Genomic DNA, 19,360 nt, shown 5'->3' on the forward strand with positions numbered 1-19,360 from the left:
CGCGTCCCCGTTTGGTCCTTGCGTCCCGGTCTTTGTCCCAGAATTGTAGCGGGGATGCAAGTGCTGCACAGCGCTTTTCAGTCCAGTTCTGGGTCCATCCTGAGCTGGCTTCCGTCTCGCTCTCCTCGTGAGGGGCCGCGAGCCCGCCTTGATGACGGCGCGACATTGACTTAGACTATCGATTATATGGAGATTGGCTTTGAGCGGGCTAGAAAGGGCGGGCCAGCCTTGCGAATTTACCGGTGGGCGACTCCGCAAAACCGGCAACGTGTCGAAAGCTCGATCAACGGTGATCGCAACAGGCTTTTCCCGGCTCGTTCGCCTTCATGCTGCCGGTTATCTTCGTTAACGACTTGAAACTATGGCGAGCTGTCTGAGCGCGGCTTTTTTCCTGAACTGATCGTGGCACTGATCTGGGTACAGCCTATTCAGCCAGCGGTTCACGAAACTTCGGCTTGGGAATGATCGATGATATCGCCGGTATTCGATGGAGCAACCTTTGGACGAAACTCACGCTTCTGCGCCAGCGGGCGACGTAGTCGGCGATCTGGTGAGAAAGGCGAGAGCTGCACAGGTGCAGTTTGGGCCCAGCGATCAGGCGCGGGTCGACGAGGCCGTGCGAGCTGTCGCCTGGTCCCTCTATCAGGAAGATCATGCGAGGCAACTAGCAGAGCTTGCTGTCGCCGATACGTTGCTTGGAAACGTACCGGACAAGATAATCAAGAAGCGGCGCAAGACGTTCGGCACGCTACGCGATCTGCTTGGCGTTAAAAGCGTTGGCGTTATCGAGGAAGACCGCGCCCTCGGTATCGTGAAATACGCAAAGCCGCTGGGCGTCGTTGCGGCTTTGACTCCATCGACAAATCCCGGTGCCACACCTGTCAACAAGGCGATGATGGCGATCAAGGGGCGCAACGCGATCATCATAGCGCCGTCTCCGCTTGGTTATCGTACGACTGCGCTTGCCGTGCGATGGATGCGCGAGGCTCTGGTGCAAATCGGCCTTCCCGCAGATATCGTCCAGATCCTGCCACCGCCCGTCACGAAAGATCTTACGCAGGCGCTTATGGCAGCGGTGGAACTCGTCGTCGTGACGGGCTCTCAGGACAACGTGCGACGGGCCTATTCCAGCGGCACGCCCGCGATAGGCGTCGGGGCAGGGAATGTTCCGGTCATCATAGACGAAACCGCTGATCTCGATGCCGCCGCGGGGAAGATCGCCGCCTCGAAGACTTTCGACAATTCAACCTCCTGCTCATCGGAGAACGCTGTGGTCATCGTCGCCAGCGTTTACGAACAGGCGATCGAAGCGTTGAAACGGGCGGGGGCGTGGCTTTGCGCTGCTTCCGACAAGGAGGCCATAGAGCGCACGCTTTGGGTAAACGGCAAACTCAACCGCGACCTCATCGCTCAGGACGCGAGCATACTCGCCAAGGCGTTCGGTCTACCTGCCGAGGCGGAAAAGGCTCGCTTTCTTCTGATCGAAGAAACGGGGATCGGCAAAAACCATCCACTCTCCGGCGAGAAGCTTTCGCTCGTGCTCACCGTCTATCGGGCGAAGGACTTCGCGGATGCAAAGCACCTTGTGCGGCGCATTCTCGAGCATCAGGGCCGCGGACATTCCTGCGGGATTCACACGACGAACATGGACCGTGCCCGCGAACTTGCGGCCGATCTCAAGGTCGTACGCGTGCTCGTGAATTTTGCGCACACCTTTGGCAATGGCGGCGGCTTCGATTCCGGCCTCAACTTCACGCTGAGCATGGGCTGCGGCAGTTGGCAGAAAAACTCGATTTCCGAAAACCTTAACTACAAGCACTTCCTCAACATTACGCACCTCGTCACGCCCATAACGGAAAACAAACCCGCGGAAGAAGATCTCTTCGGTCCTCATTGGCAAAGATACGGCAGGTGAAAGATGAACCTTCTCGAATATTCGGCCAAGCATATGGTTCTGAGCCGTGCCGGAATTCCGGTGCCGAACGGCATTCTCTGCCTTACGCCTGAAGATGCGGCTGGAGCATACGACAAGCTCGGGGCTTGCGTGATCAAGGCGCAGGTTTCGACCGGCAAACGCGGAAAATCGGGCGGCGTACGGCTTGCCTTCAGCGCAGACGAAGCGAAGGAGGCCGCCGCCGCCATTCTGGCGCTCACGATCAACGGCTTCCCAGTCGCTGCTGTTCTAGCGGAGGAAAAAGCCGACATCGAACGGGAATATTATGCCGCGATCCTTCCCGACCCGGTAACGCGCTCCCCGATGGTTCTGTTTTCCGAGGAAGGCGGCATGGATATAGAGGAACTGGCCGAGAGGAAGCCGGAAGCGATCCGACGGTTCTATGTCGACGTATCGGCAGGCTTCAGCGAGGCCGATGCGGCGGAACTCGCGGAAGGGCCGTACGCTGCCGGGATAGCTCCAATTCTTGTTCGCCTCTACGAGGCCTTCGTGGCGAACGATGGCGAACTTCTTGAAATCAACCCGCTGGCAGTGCTGAAGGATAAAAGTATCGTCGCCCTGGACTGCAAGTTCATCCTCGATCCAGCCGCAGCCTTCAGGCAACCGGAACTGGCGGCGACCGCTGTTCCCGAGAGGCGAACTCGCCTCGAAAAGGAGGCCGAGGATGCCGGTCTCAAATTCATCGAGCTTGAGGGGAATGTCGCCATCCTCGCGAACGGCGCGGGGCTGACCATGACCACAATGGACGCCGTGAGCCATTTTGGCGGCAGACCCGCGAACTTTCAGGAGATCGGCGGCGAAGCCTACACCAAGGCCGAAACGGCGCTGAGGATCGTGCTTTCCAATCCGGGCGTGAAATCGCTTGTGGTCAATTTTTGCGGCGCATTCGCACGCACAGACGTGATGGCAGAGGGCGTCGTCGCGGCCTGGGAGAAACTCACGCCCGAAATACCCGTCTTCTTCTCCATACACGGCACGGGGTCAGGCGAGGCGATAAACCTCGTCAGGTCAAGACTGGGCTTCGAACCATACGACTTTATGGAAGACGCGGTCAAAGCCGCTGTGGAGGCGGCACGATGATTCTTCGGCGCGAACACAAGGTTTTGATTCAAGGGCTTACCGGCAAGCAGGGAACCTTCTGGGCTGAAAAGATGATGGCATGCGGCACGCAGGTGCGTGGCGGTGTCAATCCAAAAAGGGCCGGCGAGACACATCTGGGTGTGCCTGTTTTTGCGTCCGCCTGCGAGGCCATGCGGAGCGGACATTTCGACATATCGGTGATGTTCATCCCGCCTGCCGCAGCAAAGGATGCGGCGCTCGATGCAATCGAAGCAGGCGTGAAGCAACTGATCGTTCTGACTGAGCATATCCCGCTTCAGGACGTTCTCATGATGCATGCGGCGGCAAAAAAACGTAACACCCGCATCGTCGGTCCCAACACGGCGGGTCTTGTGACGCCAGGCGAGGCATTTGCAGGCATCATGCCGGGGCATAACGCTCAGATATTTCAGCCGGGTTTCGTTGGCGTGATTTCCCGAAGCGGCAGCCTTGGAACGCTCATCTGTCTCAATCTGACACGTGACGGATTGGGCCAGTCGGCCTTTCTCGGCATTGGCGGCGACCCGGTGATCGGGACGACGACCTGCGAAGCGCTAGTAGCGCTCGATGAGGACAAAAAGACAGAGGCAGTTGTGCTGGTTGGAGAGATCGGTGGAGCGATGGAAGAAGCCGCCGCCGCTTACGCCGCCACGATGTCGAAGCCGGTGATTGCGTTCATCGCGGGCCGCTCCGCGCCCCCAGGAAAAACGATGGGGCATGCCGGGGCCATCGTGAGTGGCGGTCGCGGTACTTACCAGTCGAAGCGGGAAGCGCTCGAAAAAGCGGGGGTGAAAGTGGTGGATATGCCCTACGAAGTCGCCCCGGCAGTCAAGGCGGCGTTAGCGCAAAAAGGGTCTCAATAATGTCGCGCAGGCCGTAAGATGTTTTCGACTTTGATTGCGATCGTCGCGGAATCGGCTGCGTCATCGCCGGCCGCTTGAGCGAGAACGGCGCTACAGAGTGGCCCGCCGTGCTCAGCTCACACCCTCGCTTCCTTCGCGGACACTGGTCGAATCTGCGTCGCGGTGGCATATAAGGGCTATGACAAAACCAAGCGCGGCCAAGCCGACGGCCCGAAAAGCCAAACCCGCGTCCAAGCCAACAAGCGCACCTCGAAGCGCGAAGACCCGCGCGACCGCGTCCGGCTTCAGCGAGGCGCCGCAGGCCGACTTCGACCAAGACGTTGCCTACAGCTCGGAAAGCACCGCACATCTCATCCCCGCACTACGAAACCTGAAGCCGACCGGCGCGATGCCGCTTCCGTCGCATATGCAGGGCAAACTGCCACCCATCGGCGATCACCCGCTACTCACCGGCGAAAACATGCCGATGTTCATGCCGCATCGGCCACCGCGCCCGGAAAAAAGCGAGGGCGGCAAACCCTTCATCATCAAGTCGGATTTCGAGCCGTGCGGCGACCAGCCTGCCGCCATCCGCGAACTTGTCGAAGGCGTGACGAAGCTCGAACGCGAACAGGTGCTGCTCGGCGTCACGGGGTCCGGCAAGACCTTCACCATGGCTAAGGTGATCGAGGAAACGCAGCGGCCTGCGTTGATCCTCGCGCCAAACAAGACGCTCGCGGCGCAGCTCTACGGCGAGTTCAAGTCGTTCTTCCCGGATAACGCGGTCGAATATTTCGTCTCGTACTACGATTACTATCAGCCGGAAGCGTACATCCCCCGCAGCGACACCTACATCGAGAAGGATTCGTCGATCAACGAGCAGATCGACCGCATGCGCCATGCCGCGACGCGCGCGCTGCTTGAGCGCGACGACGTTATCATCGTGGCGTCCGTGTCGTGCATCTACGGTATCGGCTCAGTCGAGACATACTCCGCGATGACCTTCACCATTCAAGTGGGCGACCGCCTCCAGCAGCGGCAGATCCTCGCCGACCTCGTGGCGATCCAGTACAAGCGCAACAACATCAGCTTCGCGCGCGGCGATTTTCGTGTGCGCGGCGATACGATCGAAATATTTCCGGCTCACCAGGAAGACCGCGCGTGGCGTATATCCATGTTCGGCGACGAGGTGGAGAGCATCGCGGAGTTCGACCCGCTGACGGGCGAGAAGACGCAAGATCTCGCGCTCGTGAAGATCTACGCGAACTCGCACTACGTCACGCCGAAGCCGACGCTCCATCAGGCGATCCGCGGCATGCAGCAGGAGCTTCAGGAGCAGCTTCAGCGCTTCAACGCGACGGGGCGGCTGCTCGAAGCACAGCGGCTCGAACAGCGCACGCAGTTCGACATCGAGATGATCGAGGCGACCGGCTCCTGCAACGGCATCGAGAACTATTCGCGCTGGCTCACGGGCCGCGCGCCGGGCGAACCGCCGCCGACCTTGTTTGAATACCTGCCCGACAACGCGCTTGTGTTCGCGGACGAAAGCCACGTCACCGTGCCGCAGATCGGCGGCATGTTCAAAGGCGACTTCCGGCGCAAATCCACGCTCGCCGAGTTCGGCTTCCGGCTGCCGTCATGCATCGACAACCGGCCGCTGCGCTTCGAGGAATGGGATGCAATGCGCCCGCAGACGACGTTCGTCTCGGCTACGCCCGGCAAGTGGGAGATGGAACAGACGGGCGGCGTGTTCGTGGAGCAGGTCATCCGCCCCACGGGCCTCATCGATCCGCCGGTGGAAATCCGCCCCGTCAAGACGCAGGTGGACGACCTCATCGACGAATGCCGCAAGACCATCGCGCAGGGCTATCGCGTGCTTGTCACAACGCTGACAAAGCGCATGAGCGAAGACCTGACGGAATATGCGCATGAGCAGGGCCTCAAGGTCCGTTACATGCATTCGGACGTCGACACGCTGGAGCGCATCGAAATCATCCGCGACCTGCGCCTCGGTGCGTTCGACGTGCTGATCGGCATCAACCTCTTGCGCGAGGGCCTCGACATTCCCGAGGTGGCGCTTGTCGCGATCCTCGACGCCGACAAGGAAGGCTTCCTGCGGTCGGAAACCTCGCTGATCCAGACCATCGGCCGAGCGGCGCGAAACGTGGATGGCCGCGTGATCCTCTACGCCGACAACATCACCGGCTCGATGGAGCGCGCCATCGCGGAGACGAACCGCCGCCGCGAAAAGCAGGTGGAGTACAACACGGAGCATGGCATCACGCCGCAGTCGGTGCGCAAGAACATCGGCGACATTCTCGCGAGCGTTTATGAGCGCGACCACGTCACGGTTGATGCGGGCTTTGCTGAGGGCGCGCAGACGCCGCTCGTCGGCCACAACCTTCAAGCCGTGATTGCGAACCTCGAAAAGCGCATGCGCGAGGCGGCGTCGAACCTCGAATTCGAGGAGGCTGCGCGGCTTCGCGACGAGGTAAAGCGGTTGCGCGACGTCGAGATGACGATCATGGACGATCCGCTTGCGCGTCAATCCGAGGTCGAGGACCGCGCGGGCCGTTACGATGGCGGCGGGCGCACGTCGTGGGTGCCGCAGATCGGCGTCGATGTCGTCGAGACGAGCGGCGGAGGCGCGGGCAGGAAACGCGTGAAGCTCAAGGCCGGCGAGAAAAAGGTGTCCGAGGCGGCGCTGGCAAAAAGCCCGCTGTTCACAACGGGCGAAGGCTCGGACGCGCCGCAGGATTGGCAAGCCGCCGCTGAGGCGAATACAGATGTCGCTGCCGAGGCAAACGGAAAAGCGGCGACCGAAACAGATGGGGAGCGGGGTTCGCGCATCGCGCAGCCCGCAGCGTCGAGCCGCGAAAGTCGCAATTTGCAGTGGGGTCTGCCCGCAGGCGCCTCGCCAATGTCGCGCCCGCATAAGCCATCGCTCGACGAGATGGGGCCGCATGCCGAGCGCCCGCTTCCCGGCGGCAAGCCAAAGCCATCGCGCCCGGCACCGGACTTGAAGACGCTCAAACCCGGCAAGACGATCGTTGTCGAGGACGGGGCCGACGATCCGAAGCTGCGCGGCAAGCGGCGGCGGCCGTTGAAGACTGGCCGACCGGGAAGCTGACCGGCGTCAGAGCATTGTCGGATGGATTCAAAAGGGGTCGTGCTTCAAGTTTCTTGGTTGAGCATGAACTGACGCAAAACCGGCGTCCTTTGCGGGCTGCTGAAAGGGTTAGGGCTGCACCAACGCCCACCAGTAGCGAGACGATTGACCATATCCGGCTCACTTCGGCTCGACCACCGATCCTATTTTGCAGGTTCTGACCGGAAAGCTTTGCGTTTCAGCGGCGTGTTAGCCACACCCGAGAAATGAACCATTCGGACGTGACCACGACGCTCTAACCGTCCGCCTCGATCGTGACGGAGACATCGGCCGGGCGCGCAGTGTATGGCCATGACGAAACGATGATCCCCGCACCCGCTCGCACATAATCGCTCGCGTTGCCGGGGTGGATGCCGCCCGCCGCCGCGAGGAGTGCGCGCGACTCAGCCGCCTCCGCGAGCGAGCGCACATCCGCCACTTCGCCCGGCTCGAACTTCTCCAACTGAATGATGTCGAATCCGGCTTCTATGGCGTCGCCCGCTTCGTCCACGCTATGGACCTCAACGCCGATCTTCTTTTCGGGCGCCTCGCGGCGGAGAAGATCAGCGATATCCGCGAGGTTGGCGTCTGGCATGAAGGCGCGATGTTCAGCAAATACCAAGATCGTCTCGGAAAGCCCGAGCCGATGCGGCACGGCTCCACCCGCCCGCACCGCCATCACGGAGAGCCGCCGCGCGCCGGGCACGGTCTTTCGCGTACACGCCACGCGGATGGCTGGGTCGACGGCCTCGACCGCGTCCACGAGACTGCGGGCGGCCGTCGCGATGCCGGAAAGGATCTCCACCAGCGTTTGCGATGATTTCCACGCGGTGTGCAGGGCCTTCGCGTCGCCGCGCGCCTTCAGCAGCAGGTCTCCCGCCGAGGCGCGCGTGCCCGACGAAGCGACGATATGCGCCTCCGCGCCGACCCGCCGGATCATCGCCGCCGCGATTTCGATACCCGCGACGGTCATGGCGTTACGCGCGCGAAACATCATGCGCCCCGGACGGCGGCCGATACCGAGCGACAGCGTAGTCAGGTCGCCATCGGGCGTGTCTTCGGCGAGGAGGGAATCGATAAGTGAGACGGGCAGCGGCATCGGAGCATTCCCCACAGGCGCGCCGCTCGACAGGCCAGCGCCTTCCTTGATAAGGAAGGGTGAGGATGAGGGGCATGCGGGCCTTGCAATATTGCCCCTCACCCTACCCTTCTCCCATCGGGAGAGGCAAGTCGGGAGCGTTGATGCGCTCCGATTCGCATAGCCGCAGTCCGCGTGCCAAAGTCGTCCGGCCATCGCAGGCCGGGCGAAGCGAGCCGCTAAAGGTTGCCGAGCGCGCTCGTTACGATGCCTTCGCGAGCGCAGGCTCATACGGGCGTTCGTCGATACCCGTCAGTTGCGCCGCGAACTCCGCGAGCGGCATAACGATTCGCTCGACGTTGTAGATTTCGAGGAAGCGCTCTTCGTTCCGCGTGAGTGTCTCAGGCAGCACGGCCCAATGCTTGTCCGACGAGCGCTTCATGATCTCCCACGCGAAGATGCGCTCAAGCTGCGTGTTGAAACGGCAGCCGAGGAACACGAAACTGCGCCCCTTGCGAATGTCCTGCACCGCCTCCGGGATGGGCGTCTGGATGTCGATCTCGGTCAGCACCTCCACGAAATCCGAGTCGGAAACGAGGAAATTCGATGTGGGCGCGATGGACCCGATCGGTTGATAAAGAAGCGGCGCGCTCGCTGCGGCTGTGTCCGCGGTGCCCGGCGTGCCATCCGCGTTGAAGAAATGATACCACGAGCCGTGATGCTCGGCCTGACTGACGCCTTGCACCATGCTCCAGCCCGCGCTGCCCGCGAGCGCCTTCTGCGGAAGGTCGTCGTACCAGGCATGAACGATAAGCTTGAGCGCCGGGACCGAGGCCAGATAATGATGAAGCGCCGTCGGCGGCATGGGCGAGCGGAACGCCTCCGTCATCGCGGCGGCCACGGTCTTCCGGTGCTTGAAGTTTTCGATGAACTGCGCGGCCGCCGTGAGATTCTTGCGGATCTTGTGCGGCACGCTCGCTTTCGCGGTGAGGCGATCCACGAGGATCTCGGGCGCCTCGGGTACGGCGGATGTCCCGGCCAATTTCAGGACACCCGGCCCGAGATAAGGAATGACGGTTCCCCGGTTCAATCCCTCGCGTATCGTCTCAACCACGTTCGTCACGATGTCTCCTCCGCTCAATTGAGCGATGCCGCCCTATGCGACGAGAGTTCTGCGGGATGCAGACGGAACACGCCGCGACCGCCCGAAAGCGGCTGGTACGCATGGAACCCGCCGCTGCTGAGCCGGTCGAACCATGCTTGCGCGCTGACGCCCGCCGGGCGTTCGCCGATCTCCGTAACGAGGCCGTTCGGCGTGAAGCGCACATGAACCAAAACCCGTTCCGACATTTTGCATCTCCTTCTTCTGACATTCGCCGCGACGTTTGCTCGCAGGTCTGATTTGATTTTTGTCAGATACGGAGATGGTATGCCAGTAAACCCTGCTTCATCTTTTCGTTATCGAAAGTTGAAGCGCGCTTAATGTAAGATAAGACTCAGCCGGAAATCTTTCTCTTTACTACAACGATACCTGTGGCGGCGTTTGAGTCGCGGGTGAGCTGCCAGCAATGACCCGCACCGTTCACAAGATGTAGATCAAAACGCTCGTATTCCTTGAACGGGTCTTCGGTGTCAACGTCGGACGGATCGCAAAGCGTGATCGACAGTCCGGGAAACCGGGCGCGAAGGGCCGCGATGGCCTCCGCTCCCGCTTCGGCCGCCGAGAGGACCGCATCGATGCCCGCAAGATCTTCAGCAGAGAACGCCATTGTCAGTCAGCTAGCTTCTTCGCTTCGACGGTGAGCGGCAACTTCGTGTCTACCGGCAGATCCGGCAGTTCGAGACGCCAGCCATTGCCGAGCGTGATGACGCCGCCCCACATTTCGGGCTTTTCCATCTCGACGATGGGTTCTTCCAGATCCTTCTTGGGCACGTAAATCGTAAGCTTGCCCTCGGTGCATTTGCGGATCATGACCTTCATCAAGTTCTCCCTGGCTCCCAAACGGAACCATTTTCTGGCTGGCGGCTGCTACAAGGGGCTGATTTCGCCCTCGAAGCAACCAACGACGATCTTTTCATTGAATTCAACGAGATAGATGTGTGTTTTCGTCTCGACATGCGTGCCGACGTTGACGATTTCGCCCTTTTCGCCCGCGGCCACGAGCAGGCTGTCCTGCGGCGCGTCCGGAAAGGAGCCGTCGTTGAAAAGGTCCTGTGCGGCGCTGACCATCTGGCCCCACTGGAATTTCGGCGCGTTCATGGGTTCGTTCCTTCTTGCGGCATCTCATCTTCTTCCGGGTCGTCTACGAGCATGAGTTCCTTGCGCTTCATGCCCACGCGGTTCCCGGTTTCGATGAATTCGACGCCATAGATATAGAATTGCTGCAAAAATGTCCCGATGCTGACGACGAAGCCTTCCTCGCCCTTGCGGCAGAGGATTTCGCCGATTTCCTTGCCGGGATAGGTGCCGTCGTTTCGCACCACTTTCTTCGAGCGCACCTTGTCGCCGTAATAGAAATACGGCGCGTCGTTCAGTTCGACGATGTCGCTGTCGCGGCTGATGTTCGTCATGTCGAAGCCTCGCGCGTCGGTTCGGGCGCACCCGCGGACGGGAAAGGCACCACGTTGCCCTCGAATTCGGCCACGCTCTGCGCATCGATCCGCTTCAGCACGAGTTCACGCACGAGTTCGTCCGGGTCTTCGCGCATGGCCTGAAGCATGCCGGGGATCATGCGGCTCGCCGCCTCGTAACGCACGCGCCAATCGGGATCACGGTAAAAGCCGGCGAGTTCGGGCGGTGAAAGTCGGCGGGCCACCTCAAGCCGCACGCCGTCGTCCGGGTCCGTCGCAACACGCCACAGCATGTCCGCATCGATGCGGCGGGCGACGACGCGACGCACTTCCGGCTCGTCGTCGGAGATCATCGCGGCGAGTTCGTCGGGCGCGACGCGGCGCGCCACCACCAGCCGCACGTAATAATCTTCGTCGCGCATCATGCCGAACAGGTCGGCCGGGTCGATGAGCTGCGCCACGCGAATGCGCACTTCGCGGTGCGGATCGTTGCGCAGGTTGAGAAGGTAGCGCTTCGGCAGGCGACGCGCGGCGTTCCAGCGGACGGCCTCATCGGGATCGTTCAGGAGCGCGGGAAGACGGAAGATGTCCGCGTGCTTCGCCGCGATGGCGCGCACTTCGAAATAGGGGTGGCTGAGATAGTGGTTCGCGAATTCGCGGTTCCAGTCGAAAAAGCGGTCGACGCGGCGCGCGTAGCGGTCGTTCACGCAGGCGTGGCGGAGCTTGCAGCGCCCCTCGCCGGCAAGCTCGCGATGACGGCAGCTCTCACAGGCGACCGGCTGGCCCTGCCAGTCGATCGCTTCGTTGATCTCGGAGTCCGCGTCAGTCGTCATCGTCTTGCCCCATACGGTCGAGCACGCCCTGCAATACTTTTGCGCCGATCTTGTCGGTCGGATCGAGTTCCAGCAGCTTCCACACGGCGGCGCGGGCTTCGTCCATTTCCCCGAGCCGCATATTGAGATACGCATATCCTTTCAGCGAGAACAGGAAAAACCGAGGGAGCATGGCCCCGAAATCGCCGAACGCCGCATCGTGGGCGGATACAAGCCGCCAGTCTTCGCGAAGGCCCAGATCGCGCGCGGCCTTGCGAATGCACAGTTGCGCGATCTCCAGCGTCTCTTCCAGCCGGTTCTTGTAGAAGTAGAAGCGGTAAAGCCCTATCAGCACCGCCGCATGGTCCGGCGCTTCCTGCCTTGCCTTGAGGAGGTGCGTCTCGGCGACCTCTGCATTCTGGTACGTGGCGGCGGCGAGATTCAAATACCGCTGCGCCTTTTCGGGGAGGCCCGCACCGAGAAGCGCGGCGGTCAGAAGCGCATCGTCCAGCGGATGCGCCTCCCCTTCGCCGAACTCGATCGCAGGACTCATGTCCGTCCCCTGTGGTTCGCCCTTCGGCAAACGGTCGTAGAAGAAGAAGGTCTTTCCGCCCCCGGAGAGGCGGAAAGGCACTATTGGATCTTGAGCTCGGTGATGTCGAACAGCACCGGCGCAGTGGAACTGCATGAACTGGCTTGTTGTTTCGGATCGCGAAAGACAAAACCGGACTGAAGCGGGGTGTCGGAAAAATCGATCGTCACCCCCTCCAGAAGAAGACGGCTCTCCTCGGGGAGAAAAAGCTTCAGGCCGTTGACTTCGATCACCGCGTCGTCCGGCTGAGGCTCGGCCTCAACGCTGAACTCGGCGGAGAGCCCGGAGCAACCGCCCGGCGCCACCTTCAGGCGAAAACCGCTGCCGGGCTTGCCGTCGAAGCGAAGGAATCGCCGGATCACTTTTTCTGCCGCTGGAGTAACCGTCAGGTTCATGCTTTCAATCCTTACGCAGAGCGGGGATGAGCCGGATCCGGAACGCACGTGCCTTCGACCGGGCAAACCGCCGCGCACTGCGCGTCGTCGAAGTGGCCGACGCATTCGGTGCACGTCACCGGGTCGATGAAATAAACGCCCTTCTTCACGCTGATGGCGGCATTCGGGCACTCGGCTTCGCAAGCCGAACAAGCGGTGCACTGGGAGGCGATGATCTTGTAAGCCATAGGGGTCAACTCCTGTCTATGGGTCTGGGTCGGGGCGGCTAGGCCGCGGTGAAGGCTCCCTGACGAATATCCGCATCGCCACGCGCGACGTGCTCGATTTCGCCAGATTGGACTTTTTCTAAATATTCTTTGAAGTATGCAAGCGCAGATTGCTCGATGTACTCATGTGCGAAGCGATCGACCGGATCGATGCCAGCCTTGAGCAAGCCTTCCTTCGGGCAAGTGCCGATCCGGGCCACGAAAACGGCTGCGCAGTCGTTGATCGCGCGTATCACCGTCTCAAGCTTGTCGTCGTCGCCGAAACCACCTTGGCAATAAAGGTCGACGCGGCGATGGCCGATGAACTTCGCGCCTGCCGTCGAGACCTCGTAGATCTGGAATTCGGTCGCGTGGCCGAAGTGCTCGTTGACGCGGCCGTTACCCTTTGTCGCAACGGCGATCTGGATGGCGATGTCGGCCTTTTCGCCCGCGAGCTTCGCCAGTTCGTCCGCCTTCGCGGCCTGCGTCGCGTCCCGCTCCGCTTCCACCTTGGCCTGATAGGCCTTGCGCGCTTCAAGATCGTAGTCGATTTCCATCGCCATGACCTTCTCAGTCGTGAATTCGTCGCTGCGGTCTTCGCCGAGGAGCCCCACTGCGTCCGCACGGCACTGACGGCAATGCCGCATCATATTCATGTCGCCTTCGCAGGCATCTTGCAACGCCTTCAGCTCCTGCGCGGTCGGGCCGCGCTGGCCGTTCATGCCGAAGACGGTGCCATGCTCGGGCGCGGAGATCAGCGGCATGATGTTGTGCAGGAATGCGCCGCGCGCCTTCACCGCCTTGTTCACCTCGACGAGATGCTCGTCATTGACGCCGGGGATCATCACCGAGTTGATCTTGCAGAGGATGCCGCGCTCGGTCAGCATTTCGAGGCCGCGGAGCTGGTTCTCCGAAAGGATGCGAGCCGCCTCTACGCCGGTATAGCGCTTGTGCTCGTAGAAGATCCACGGATAGATCTTAGCGCCCACCTCGGGATCGACCATGTTGATGGTGATCGTGACGTGGTCGATGTTGTACTGGCAGATGCGGTCGACGAGTTTCGGCAGCATGAGGCCGTTGGTCGAGACGCAAAGCCTGATGTCGGGCGCGGTCTGTGCGACGAGCTCGAACGTCTTGAACGTCTTCTCGGGGTTGGCGAGCGGGTCGCCCGGGCCGGCGATGCCGAGCACCGTCATCTGCGGAATGGTGGAGGCGACGGCGAAGACCTTCTTCGCGGCCTGCTCGGGTGTGAGACGCTCGCTCACCACGCCGGGGCGCGATTCATTCGCACAGTCGTATTTGCGGTTACAGTAATTGCACTGAATGTTGCACGCCGGGGCCACCGCCACATGCATGCGCGCGAAGTGATGATGCGCCTGCTCGCTGTAGCAGGGGTGGTTCTTGACCTTCTCCCAGATTTCCGGCGGAAGCGTGCTTTCTGTGCCCGTCGATCCGCAACCGGATTTCCCCGGCCCCGCCTTCGTCTCGCAGCCCTTGCTGGCGACGATCTTCTGGAGCAAATCGTTCAGCGGTTTGATCTGGCCTTCGCCGGTGTCTGGAAGCTGTTCTGCGTCAAACATCATCGATCCTCGTAAAGGCCCGCCGCCTGAGGGTGAGGGCCAATGCGGCCCCATGCCCCGTATCCACCGCCTGCCGAGCGGCTTCTGCAGACGTGAAGCAATGACCGTGCCACAGACCAGAACGCTTCTAAAATCAGCGCCCGGCGGTTGCTCTGAGCGCGACGCGCTGTCGCGTTTCTTACACATGGGTGAACGGTCGGGGCCAATTGTACGGAATGGGCCAGTGAGATGGGCGGCGCAGCGCGCGCCTGCTTAAACCTTCTCGTTCTCGCGATAGAGGCTGTCCACGACCGGCGTCAGGCGCGTCATCACCGCCTGCCGCTTCACCTTCAGTGTGGGGGTGAGATCGCCGTTTTCGATTGAGAGCGGCTCGGGCAGGATGGCAAAGCGGCGGATGTTCTCCACGCGTGAATGTCGCGCGTTGATCGCGTGGATGCCCTCCTGAATTTTCTCGCGGATCGCCTCTGTCAGCGCAGGGCCGTCCGCCATTCCGCGCTCGCTCGCGAACCGCTCCGCCGCCGCCTTGTCGAGCGTGATGAGCGCGCCGAGATAGGGGCGCCGCTCGCCGCAGACGATGGCGTGTTCGACCAGCGGAAGCGCGACGAGTTCCATCTCAAGGTTGGCGGGCGCGACGTTCTTGCCGCCGGAGGTGATGATGATGTCCTTCTTCCGGCCCGTGATGTGAACGTAGCCGTCCAGATCGACGTGTCCGAGGTCGCCGGTGCGCAGCCATCCGTCCGTGAAGGTGCGCGCGGTGGCTTCCGGGTCTTTGGCGTAGCCCATGAACATGTACGGCCCGCGTATGAGGATTTCGCCGTCGCGGTCGATCTTGAGGTCGAGACCGGGATAAGGCTTGCCGACCGAGCCGATTTTTGTCGCGCCCCTGAGGTTCGTGGTGCCGACGCCCGCGCTTTCCGACAGCCCCCATAGCTCGCGCACCGGAAGATCGAGGCCGGTCATGAAGCGCAGCGTTTCCTCCGGGATCGGCGCGGCACCGACGCCGAGATGCTTCGCGCGGTCGAGGCCGATGAGGCGCTTCGCCTTGCGATGGAAAAGCCGCGATGCCACGGCCATGGCTAGCGCCGTCTTCAGGCCGATGCGCTCGCCCGCCTGCTCCTTGCGGTGCCACTCCTGGCCGACGCCGAGCGCCCATTGCACGATCTTCGCCTTCGGCCCCTTCGCCGCCGCGAGCTTCGCCTGCACGGCGGAAGCCAGTTTTTCGTAAACGCGCGGCACGCCGAAGAAGAAGTCGGGCCGCACCTCCGGCAAATGCTCGCCGAGGCTCAGGACATCGCGCGCGAAGTAGACCGCGTTGCCGACGGTGATCTGGAAATGGATCGTGAGGATGCGCTCGGCGATGTGCGCGAGCGGGAGATACGAAATCGTGCGGTCGTTCCCGGTCACCTCGAACAGCTTCAGCACGAGCGCCGCGGTTTTCGCGAGCGCGTCGTGGCTGATCTGCACAGCCTTCGGGGGGCCGGTCGTGCCGGAGGTGTAGATCAGGCAGCCAACGTCCTTCGGCTGGATCGCCTGCAAGCGGCGCTCGACCTCCGCGTCGAAGCGGTCGTCGCCCTGCGCCATGAACGCGTCCCACGTCATTTGCAGCGGGTCGGTGGCGTCCGCTCCGCGCATCATGACGACATGTCGAAGGTGGCTCAATTCTTCGCGCTGGCTCGCGATGCGGCGGAAGTGTTCCTCCTTCTCCGCGAGCACGATGGCGCATTCGGAATGCGCGATGATGTAGGCCGCATCCTGCGCCGACGCCGTGAAGTAGATGCCCGCGACATTCGCGCCGACCATCATGGCGGCGATGTCCATGATGACCCATTCGGGGCGATTGTAGCCGATGACGCCGACCGCATCGCCCGGCTTCACGCCAAGCGCGACCAGCGCCCGCGCCGCCCGCCGCACCTCGTCGCGGAACACGTTCCATGGCGTCGCCGTCCAGCCTTCGGCCTCGCGCACGTAATAGGCAGGCGCAATTCCTCGCCGCGCCGCCGTTTCGAGGAAGCGCCGAGGCGGCGAAACGAAAGGCTCACCCTCAAGCGGTGCTGGTCCCTGCCTCCCCATGATGCGATCCTCCCAGGTTCATTATTATTCTTGTTTCGTCCGGAGACGCAATTTCGCGCCCCGCGTTTCGCGCGCATGCGGCCAGCGCCTCGATCAGCGCGCCGTTGCTTTTCGCCTTCTCGCCGCCCGGCAAATAGAACGTGTCTTCGAGCCCGGTGCGCAGCATGCCGCCGAGTTCGGCCGCCCGCTGGTGAACGGGCCAGATTTCCGTGCGGCCGATCAGCGTCGTCTGCCAGAGCGCGCCGTCGCGGCGGTATCTCAGCAGCAGCGCGAGCAGATCCGCGTCGACCGGCATGCCCGACGCGACGCCCATCACGAAATTGTACTGCGCCGTCTTTGCCATTCCGTTCTCGACGTAAAGGCCGACCGAACGCACGATGCCCACGTCGAAGCATTCGAACTCCGGCCGCGAGCCCGCTTCCGCCATCGCGTCGAGGAAGCCCTGCACCTTCGACACGGGGTTGTCGAACAGCAGCGGCGGCCACGCCCAGCGCCCATCCGAGCGGAGCTTCAGATAGTTGAGGCTGCCCGCATTGCAGGCCGCGATCTCGGGCCGCGTGCGCTTGATGCAGGCGGCCGGACCGGAAATGTCGGGGCCGACAGTGCCGGTCGTCTGGTTGATGACGATGCCGGGGCAAGCCGCGCGGATCGCCTCGACAGCCGCCGCGGCGACGTCCGGCTCCCAGCTCGGCAGATGGCCCACGCCATCGCCTTGCGCGCGGAAATGAATGTGAACGATAGCCGCGCCCGCGTCGTAAGCCTCGCGCGCGGAAGCCGCCATCTGCTCCGGCGTCACCGGGATCATCGGGTGCTGGCGCGGATCGGTGAGTACGCCGTTCAGCGCACAGGTGAGGATGGCTTTATCGGACATCGGCGGGCGCATCCTCGGTTTCGATCTCGAACAGAAGCGCGCCGCTCGCAACCTGCGCGCCTGCGGTGGCATGCACCGCCGCGATGCGGCCCGACGCGAGCGCTGTTACGCGCGTTTCCATCTTCATGGCCTCGATGATCGCCAGCGTGTCGCCCGCCGCCACCGCCTGCCCCGGTTCGGCCAACACCTTGACGAGCAGGCCAGCGACAGGTGCGGCGATGCGCGCGCCGTCCGCCGCGTCGTCCGCATGCGCATGATCCGGCTCCGCGAAGGCGAAGGCCGCGTCGTCAACGGCGAGATGGAGCGTCGCGCCCTGCCATGCCGCCGCTGCGCGCCGCCGAACGCCATCCGCCTCGAACACGATCCGAGGCGGCGCATTTTCGATCAGCGCGATTTCGATCCGCTCGCCATCGACCGCAACCGCCAGCGGGCCGGAGCGCCGGCGCGTGTAGGTAAGCCGCTTCGTCTCGCCGCCGCATGTGAGGTCGAGCGAAAAATCGAAGGCGCTGCCGGACCAGAACCATTCGCCCGCGCCGCCACCTCGTTCGGCCGAGAGCGCGGCAGCCAGCGCCCAATCTGTGGGCGACGGACGGGGCCGCGCGAATGGCGAGGCTGCGTCGTGCGCAGCCGTTTGCGCCCAGTCGTCGAGCGTCGTCGTGGCGATTTCGGCGCGGTCGAACGCCTCGCCGCGCAGGAGTGCGACCAGAAATTCGCGGTTCGTCGCAAGGCCGAGCAGGGGCGCATCCTCCAGCGCCGAGGCGAGGCGGCGCGTGGCTTCAAGCCGGTCCCGACCGCCCGCGATGGCCTTGGCCACCATCGAGTCGTACCAGGGCGAAACCTCGCTTCCGGTCTCGACGCCGGTATCGAAGCGAATGCCACCGCGTTCCTGCGGAGCGAAGTGTATCACGGTGCCAGCTTGCGGGCGAAAGCCGTCATATGGGTCTTCCGCGCAGAGCCGCGCCTCGATGGCGTGCCCGCGCATCGCGATTTCGTCCTGCCGAAGCGGCAACGGCTCCCCGGCGGCGACCCTCAATTGCCAGTCCACGAGATCGACGCCCACCACCATTTCCGTGACGGGATGCTCGACCTGAAGCCGCGTATTCATTTCCAGAAAGTAGAAAGTCAGGTCCGCGTCGGCGATGAACTCGACCGTGCCCGCGTTGCGATAGCCAGCCGCCTGCGCGAGCGCGACGGCGTAACCCGTCAGCCGCTCGCGATGCGCGGGCGTGAGCACGGGGCTCGGCGCTTCCTCGATGATCTTCTGCCGTCGCCGCTGCGTGGAGCAATCGCGCTCGAAGAGATGCACGACATTGCCGTGATCGTCGCCAAAGATTTGCACTTCAAGATGGCGCGGACGTTCGATTAGCCGTTCCAACATCAGGCGGTCGTCGCCGAACGCGGCCTTCGCCTCGCGCTGCGCCGCCGCAAGCGCGTCCGGCAACTCCGCCGCCGCATGGACTGCGCGGATGCCGCGCCCGCCGCCTCCCGCAACCGCCTTCACCAGCAGCGGAAAGCCGATTGCGGCCGCCTCGGCGGTGAGACGTGCATCCGCCTGATCCTCGCCGCGATAGCCCGGCACGCACGGCAGACCGGCTGCTTCCGCGATGGCTTTCGCCGCCGCCTTGTCGCCCATGGCGCGGATCACGCGCGCGGGCGGCCCGACGAACACAAGCCCCGCCGCTTCGCATGCCTCCGCGAAATCGGCGTTCTCGGCAAGGAAGCCGTAGCCCGGATGGATCGCATCCGCGCCGGTCTTCTTCGCAGCGTCGAGGATGCGGGCGATGTCGAGATAGCTTTCACGCGGCGGCGACGGGCCGATACGAACGGCTTCGTCGGCGGCTCGCGTGTGCATGGCGTCGGCGTCGGCATCGGAGAATACGGCCACCGTGCGATACCCCATCGCGCGCGCCGTGCGCACGATCCGGCAGGCGATCTCACCGCGATTGGCGATCAGAAGCTTGCGAAATCGCCGTGCCGTCATTCTGGCTCCGCCCGTTGCAACGAAACTAATTTATTGCATCGGGCGGTCTCCCGCAATGAATGGAAGCAAGCTAAGCCGAAAGGTGAATAAAAAACGCCGCCCCCTGAGGGACGGCGTCACCTT

Annotated in this window: 19 protein-coding genes; 4 read left to right on the top strand and 15 right to left on the bottom strand. The window is 62.8% G+C overall.

All coding sequences use genetic code 11. The features are described 5' to 3' along the window. The first annotated feature begins 487 nt into the window (after positions 1-487). From sauS to uvrB, 4 genes are all read left to right on the top strand, one after another. Complete coding sequence (gene sauS / locus RVAN_RS17190) at positions 488-1,915, top strand: acylating sulfoacetaldehyde dehydrogenase (RefSeq protein WP_041787828.1); 1,428 nt, start codon at positions 488-490, stop codon at positions 1,913-1,915. A gap of 3 nt (positions 1,916-1,918) precedes the next feature. Continuing rightward, entirely contained in the window at positions 1,919-3,034 is a 1,116-nt protein-coding gene (locus tag RVAN_RS17195) for a succinate--CoA ligase subunit beta (RefSeq protein ID WP_013420968.1), read from the top strand. After that, on the top strand, positions 3,031-3,915 hold the full coding sequence (sucD, locus tag RVAN_RS17200) for a succinate--CoA ligase subunit alpha (RefSeq protein WP_013420969.1): 885 nt from the start codon (positions 3,031-3,033) through the stop codon (positions 3,913-3,915). Before RVAN_RS17195 ends, sucD begins: the two co-directional genes overlap by 4 nt. Positions 3,916-4,093: 178 nt before the next feature. Further along, positions 4,094-7,024 carry an excinuclease ABC subunit UvrB gene (gene uvrB, locus RVAN_RS17205; RefSeq protein WP_013420970.1) on the top strand — a complete coding sequence of 977 codons (2,931 nt, stop codon included), beginning with the start codon at positions 4,094-4,096 and terminating at the stop codon, positions 7,022-7,024. Positions 7,025-7,298: 274 nt separating this feature from the next. Here uvrB and modD read toward each other — a convergent pair whose 3' ends face one another. The 15 genes from modD to RVAN_RS17280 form a co-directional block, all read right to left on the bottom strand. Beyond that, positions 7,299-8,243: a ModD protein gene (gene modD / locus RVAN_RS17210; protein ID WP_013420971.1), complete on the bottom strand. Its 945-nt coding sequence runs from the start codon at positions 8,241-8,243 to the stop codon at positions 7,299-7,301. A gap of 139 nt (positions 8,244-8,382) precedes the next feature. Further along, positions 8,383-9,246 (bottom strand): SIR2 family NAD-dependent protein deacylase, encoded by an 864-nt coding sequence (locus RVAN_RS17215; RefSeq protein WP_425337410.1) that lies wholly within the window; start codon positions 9,244-9,246, stop codon positions 8,383-8,385. Positions 9,247-9,257: 11 nt separating this feature from the next. Continuing rightward, complete coding sequence (locus RVAN_RS17220; protein WP_013420973.1) at positions 9,258-9,470, bottom strand: hypothetical protein; 213 nt, start codon at positions 9,468-9,470, stop codon at positions 9,258-9,260. A gap of 146 nt (positions 9,471-9,616) precedes the next feature. Continuing rightward, on the bottom strand, positions 9,617-9,889 hold the full coding sequence (locus tag RVAN_RS17225) for a DUF6129 family protein (RefSeq protein ID WP_013420974.1): 273 nt from the start codon (positions 9,887-9,889) through the stop codon (positions 9,617-9,619). A gap of 2 nt (positions 9,890-9,891) precedes the next feature. Continuing rightward, the gene (gene nifT, locus RVAN_RS17230; RefSeq protein ID WP_013420975.1) at positions 9,892-10,101 is read right to left on the bottom strand and encodes a putative nitrogen fixation protein NifT; all 210 of its coding nucleotides are present in this window, start codon (positions 10,099-10,101) and stop codon (positions 9,892-9,894) included. Positions 10,102-10,149: 48 nt separating this feature from the next. Then, entirely contained in the window at positions 10,150-10,380 is a 231-nt protein-coding gene (locus RVAN_RS17235; RefSeq protein ID WP_013420976.1) for a nitrogen fixation protein NifZ, read from the bottom strand. Continuing rightward, the gene (locus RVAN_RS17240; protein WP_013420977.1) at positions 10,377-10,691 is read right to left on the bottom strand and encodes a nitrogen fixation protein NifZ; all 315 of its coding nucleotides are present in this window, start codon (positions 10,689-10,691) and stop codon (positions 10,377-10,379) included. The genes RVAN_RS17235 and RVAN_RS17240 overlap by 4 nt, the downstream gene beginning before the upstream one ends. Continuing rightward, complete coding sequence (locus RVAN_RS17245; protein ID WP_013420978.1) at positions 10,688-11,524, bottom strand: 4Fe4S-binding leucine-rich repeat protein; 837 nt, start codon at positions 11,522-11,524, stop codon at positions 10,688-10,690. The genes RVAN_RS17240 and RVAN_RS17245 overlap by 4 nt, the downstream gene beginning before the upstream one ends. After that, the gene (locus RVAN_RS17250) at positions 11,514-12,056 is read right to left on the bottom strand and encodes a hypothetical protein (RefSeq protein WP_049779670.1); all 543 of its coding nucleotides are present in this window, start codon (positions 12,054-12,056) and stop codon (positions 11,514-11,516) included. Before RVAN_RS17250 ends, RVAN_RS17245 begins: the two co-directional genes overlap by 11 nt. A gap of 80 nt (positions 12,057-12,136) precedes the next feature. Next, positions 12,137-12,490 carry a HesB/IscA family protein gene (locus RVAN_RS17255; protein WP_013420980.1) on the bottom strand — a complete coding sequence of 118 codons (354 nt, stop codon included), beginning with the start codon at positions 12,488-12,490 and terminating at the stop codon, positions 12,137-12,139. An 11-nt stretch (positions 12,491-12,501) separates the two neighbouring features. Continuing rightward, complete coding sequence (locus RVAN_RS17260; RefSeq protein ID WP_013420981.1) at positions 12,502-12,717, bottom strand: 4Fe-4S dicluster domain-containing protein; 216 nt, start codon at positions 12,715-12,717, stop codon at positions 12,502-12,504. A 38-nt stretch (positions 12,718-12,755) separates the two neighbouring features. Beyond that, positions 12,756-14,315 carry a nitrogenase cofactor biosynthesis protein NifB gene (gene nifB / locus RVAN_RS17265; RefSeq protein ID WP_013420982.1) on the bottom strand — a complete coding sequence of 520 codons (1,560 nt, stop codon included), beginning with the start codon at positions 14,313-14,315 and terminating at the stop codon, positions 12,756-12,758. 252 nt (positions 14,316-14,567) lie between these two features. Then, positions 14,568-16,385 (bottom strand): AMP-dependent synthetase/ligase, encoded by a 1,818-nt coding sequence (locus RVAN_RS17270; protein WP_013420983.1) that lies wholly within the window; start codon positions 16,383-16,385, stop codon positions 14,568-14,570. Further along, positions 16,357-17,256 carry a 3-keto-5-aminohexanoate cleavage protein gene (locus RVAN_RS17275; RefSeq protein WP_013420984.1) on the bottom strand — a complete coding sequence of 300 codons (900 nt, stop codon included), beginning with the start codon at positions 17,254-17,256 and terminating at the stop codon, positions 16,357-16,359. Before RVAN_RS17275 ends, RVAN_RS17270 begins: the two co-directional genes overlap by 29 nt. Then, positions 17,246-19,237 carry an acetyl/propionyl/methylcrotonyl-CoA carboxylase subunit alpha gene (locus tag RVAN_RS17280; protein WP_013420985.1) on the bottom strand — a complete coding sequence of 664 codons (1,992 nt, stop codon included), beginning with the start codon at positions 19,235-19,237 and terminating at the stop codon, positions 17,246-17,248. The genes RVAN_RS17275 and RVAN_RS17280 overlap by 11 nt, the downstream gene beginning before the upstream one ends. Between the last annotated feature and the right edge of the window lie 123 nt (positions 19,238-19,360).

The sequence above is a fragment of the Rhodomicrobium vannielii ATCC 17100 genome (assembly GCF_000166055.1).
GTDB lineage: Bacteria > Pseudomonadota > Alphaproteobacteria > Rhizobiales > Rhodomicrobiaceae > Rhodomicrobium > Rhodomicrobium vannielii.